This window comes from Moorena sp. SIO3I6 (genome assembly GCF_010672095.1).
In genome coordinates this window covers 1-4016 of the sequence record NZ_JAAHHU010000387.1, presented here as the reverse complement: position 1 = coordinate 4016, position 4016 = coordinate 1, and the positions used below count along the sequence as shown (strand labels likewise).

Here is a 4016-nt window from a genome sequence, read left to right as displayed (position 1 = left end):
CTGCTCCCTAAATTGCTATAATTAATAGCATCGAACATAATTACCTATAAATTATGGAACCATTCTCCTTTTTAGCTGGTTTGGAACTATCGAAAATAGCGTCACCTTTGTTAGGTACTGTTGCGGGTGAAGCAGGGAAGCGTATAGTTAAAGCTCTGACTAAAAGTGATGTAGAGAAGGCAATCAAAGCGGGAGAAGACGCAGTTAAGGAATGGGAAAAACAACTGGAACCGAGCCAGCTATTATTTTTTCACGCTCCCCCGGATGGATTGAATGGAGTTAAAAATTTTTTGGGGGGCTATTTTACTAATGCAGCAGTTTTAGCAGAATTACAGAAACCGTTAATTAATCAAGGGCAGCCTGATCGGGAGATTTTAATCAGAGTATTTCTACAAGAAGCAGAAACGACTAATATTAAACTAAATCAAGATAGTCTCCAGCTTTGGATAGAGACGTTTGTTAATGCTTATTTTCAGCATACAGTTACTTATATAAAATTTCAGGTAGCTAAACAGGATTATTGTGAGCAGTTAGCTAACTGGTTTGATGATGTTAAATTTGCTGGCATTGCTGTGCCTGGGCAAGATGTAGAGAAATCGGAGAAGTTAGCTCAAATTTTTGTAATGCCCGATGTGGTGGAAGAGGTATCAACTGCTGGCGCTTGGGAGCGGGAGTTTTTAGCAGCAGAAAGTGCCGAAAAACCGGAAAGGGCGCTGTCAAGAAAGACGACTGGTAGGAAATTCTTAGCTCAGCAGCTATTGAGCCAAAGTCAGTCGAGACGAGTGGTGATATTGGGTGCGCCTGGTTCTGGAAAAACCACGTTGATGAGTTATTTTGCAGTAATGTTGGCTGAGAGCAAGGCTGAGGTTTTGGGATTAGATGGTGATACGGATTGGCTACCGATTTTAATTAGGATGCGAGATTTTGGGATAAATCTCGATAAAAACCTGATCGACTATGCTCGTGGGTTTGCGGAAAACACCATGTCAGTGCAACGGTTACCAGTGGGATTTTTTGAGCATTGGTTGTCTGATGGTAGGGCGTTGATATTGCTGGATGGTTTGGATGAAGTAGCAGATGAGGCTAAACGCAATGATGTGGTCAGGCGCATCGAGAATTTTTTAGGACAGTTTGACAGAAATCGCGCTATTATTACCTCTAGACCGGCTGGTTATCGCCGGGACTTTTTCCGCACTGAGGAATTTCCCCACTATCAAATTGAACCCTTTGATGATAGCAAGATTTCCGCGTTTATTGATAACTGGTATAAAAGTCGCTTTCAAGACCAAGGAGAAGCTCAAAGGCGCAAGGATAGTTTACGAAATGCTCTCGATAATAATGACCGGATTAAGCTATTGGCACGGAATCCGTTATTGTTGACAATTATTGCATTAATTCATCGGTATCAAGCGGTATTGCCCAAGGAACGGTATAAGCTTTATGACAAAGCAGTGGAAACCTTGTTAACCTCTTGGGATGCTAATAAAGAATTAAGTAGTGATAAGTGGTTGAGCTATTTGAGTTTGGATGATTTGCGCCGATTGATGGAATGGTTGGCGTATTGGATTCATACTCAGGGAGATGCTGAAGATAACGACAGTGGCACGTTAATTGACAAAGATGAGTTGATTAAGCAATTGGCTGAGCAGATTAAAACCTTGAAGCAGGTGGATTTGTATAAAGCTAAGCAAGAGGCAAAACGGTTTGTAGAGTTGATCCAGAAGCGCACTGGTTTATTGAATGAACAAGGGCAAGATTGTTATGGTTTTGTCCATAAGACATTTCAGGAATATTTGTGTGCTCAGGAAATTAACTATAAAGCCGAGAATGAGTATGATTTCGAGATTGTTTTGAATCAGATTCGGGAGCATTTACATGACTCCCACTGGCGCGAAGTGTTATTATTGCTGATAGCGCAACAAAAACCGAAAAATGCGGCGAAAGCGATTCGGGCAGTTTTGAATAATAAGAGTAACTATGAGCAGTGGTTACATCGGGATTTGTTGTTTGCTGGTCATTGTTTGGCGGAAGACCCGAAAAATTTACGGAGTACTGATAGTGGCTTAGTTGAAGAAATTTTAGAGCGGTTGGTTGAGTTGGAGGTGAGTAGTTATGATCGGGTTGGCGAGAAGATTTGTGAGCAGGTTTTTGAGATAATTTGTAGTTTGTATGAAACGGATTTTGAGATACAAGCTCTACAGATGTTGAAGGAGCATTCACATCAGATTGATGAGGAACGATTGCTGAAGTATCGACACGAGTTAGGGGCAAAGGATCAGGTAATTACAACATTGTTGACACGCCTAAAGGATGATGATTCTGTTGTGCGTGAGAAGGCAGTGGAAGCCTTGGGCAAATTGGGCAACAGCTCAGAAACTGTAATCAACGCCCTCATAGCAAGGCTAATCGATGATGATTCTGATGTGCGTGGGAGCGCAGCCATAGCTTTGGCCAATTTGGGCAACAACTCAGAAACTGTAGTCAACGCCCTCCTAGCAAGGCTAATGGATAATAATTATGTTGTGTTTTGGAGTGCAAACTATGCCTTGGGCCAATTGGGCAATAGCTCCGAAACTGTAGTCAACGCCCTCATAGCAAGGCTAATGGATAATAATTATCTTGTGCTTATGTTTGCAACCGAAGCCTTGGGCAAATTGGGCAACAGTTCAGAAACTGTAATCAACGCCCTCCTAGCACGGCTAATGGATGATGAGTCTTTGGTGCGTGTGAGTGCAGCGGAAGCCTTGGGCAAATTGGGCAACAGTTCAGAAACTGTAATAAACGCCCTCCTAGCACAGCTAATGGATGATGATTTTCGTGTGGGTATCAGGGCAGCGGAAGCCTTGGTCAATTTGGGCAATAGCTCAGAAACCGTAGTCAGTGCCCTCCTAGCAAGGCTAATCGATGATGATTCTTTTGTCTGTATCAGGGCAGCGGAAGCCTTGGTCAATTTGGGCAATAGCTCAGAAACCGTAGTCAGTGCCCTCCTAGCAAGGCTAATCGATGATGATTCTTATGTGCGTTGGCAGGCAGCCGAAGTCTTGGGCAATTTGGGCAAAAAATCTAATCATGTTCTCCCTACTGTAATTGAATGGATTGAACAACACCAGGATTCACAGTATGTGGGCAGTGGTATTGATGCCTTGTGGGATTTGGTGGTAGGTAGGGAATAGGGAGCAGGGAGTAGGGAGTAGGGAGTAGGGAGCAGTAGGAAAGAGAGCTGAGTATAGTTTGTGTTGAATGCGATCGCGTAGCGTGACCAAAGGTCAATCCCATCAGCTAGATCCAACACAAGACCTAGGGTCTAGCAACTTCTGTTCCGAATACCTCGCTGTTTTGATACCATAGGGGGCTAAGGGGTCAGCAGTCAGCGGTCAGTGGTCAGCCCTCAGCTCTCAGCCTTTAGCCCTCAGCTCTCAGCCTTTAGCAGATAACTGATAACTAATACCTGATTGCTGTTCGCGTAGCGTGCGCGTAGCGCATAAGCTGATTGCTGATTGCTGATTGCTGATTGCTGATTGCTGATCACTGATAGCTAATGGCTAATAGCTGATCACTGATAGCTGATAGCTAGTTTTATTAGTACTCAAAAGGTCCTAACGGCTCATCATCTTCTTCAGACAGGTCGATGGGTTTGTAATCCACATAATCACTTTGGTCTGAGTAGTTAGAGGATGTTTCTTCCCTTGGGGTGGTACGACGCTTTCTTTCCCTTGAGGCTATCTGTGAGTCATAGTTTTCTGAGTCATAGTTTCCTGAGTCATAGTTTTCTGTAGATTCACGACGAGAACGGTTACGGCGAACGGGTCTGTCTTCCCTATCCCTGTCTAGATCTCTGTCTAGATCTCTGTCTAGATCCCGATCTAACTTAGCCTCCCAAGTGTCTACAGATCGTTCTACAGGTCGTTCCACAGATTGTTCCGAAGGACGAGAACGTCTACTACGAGATGGTCTGTCTTCCCAATCACTATCTAACTGAGCCTGCCAGGTCTCTCTAGGTCGTTCTGAAAACTGAC

At 43.9% G+C, this 4016-nt stretch carries 3 protein-coding genes; 1 reads left to right on the top strand and 2 read right to left on the bottom strand.

The genetic code is table 11. From position 1 onward, the window contains the following. Positions 1-53 precede the first annotated feature (53 nt). Entirely contained in the window at positions 54-3173 is a 3120-nt protein-coding gene (locus F6K49_RS36570) for a HEAT repeat domain-containing protein (protein ID WP_293104746.1), read from the top strand. Here the strand turns inward: F6K49_RS36570 and F6K49_RS36565 are convergent. Then, positions 3114-3263 (bottom strand): hypothetical protein, encoded by a 150-nt coding sequence (locus tag F6K49_RS36565; RefSeq protein ID WP_293104743.1) that lies wholly within the window; start codon positions 3261-3263, stop codon positions 3114-3116. The genes F6K49_RS36570 and F6K49_RS36565 overlap by 60 nt on opposite strands. A gap of 316 nt (positions 3264-3579) precedes the next feature. Next, positions 3580-4016, bottom strand: a 437-nt coding sequence (locus F6K49_RS36560; protein WP_366514270.1) for a hypothetical protein, incomplete at its 5' end; no start/stop codon positions are given.

Coding starts and splice junctions, on each gene's coding strand:
- F6K49_RS36570 (WP_293104746.1), top strand. CDS start 54: ATGGAACCATTCTCCTTTTTAGCTGGTTTGGAACTATCGAAAATAGCG.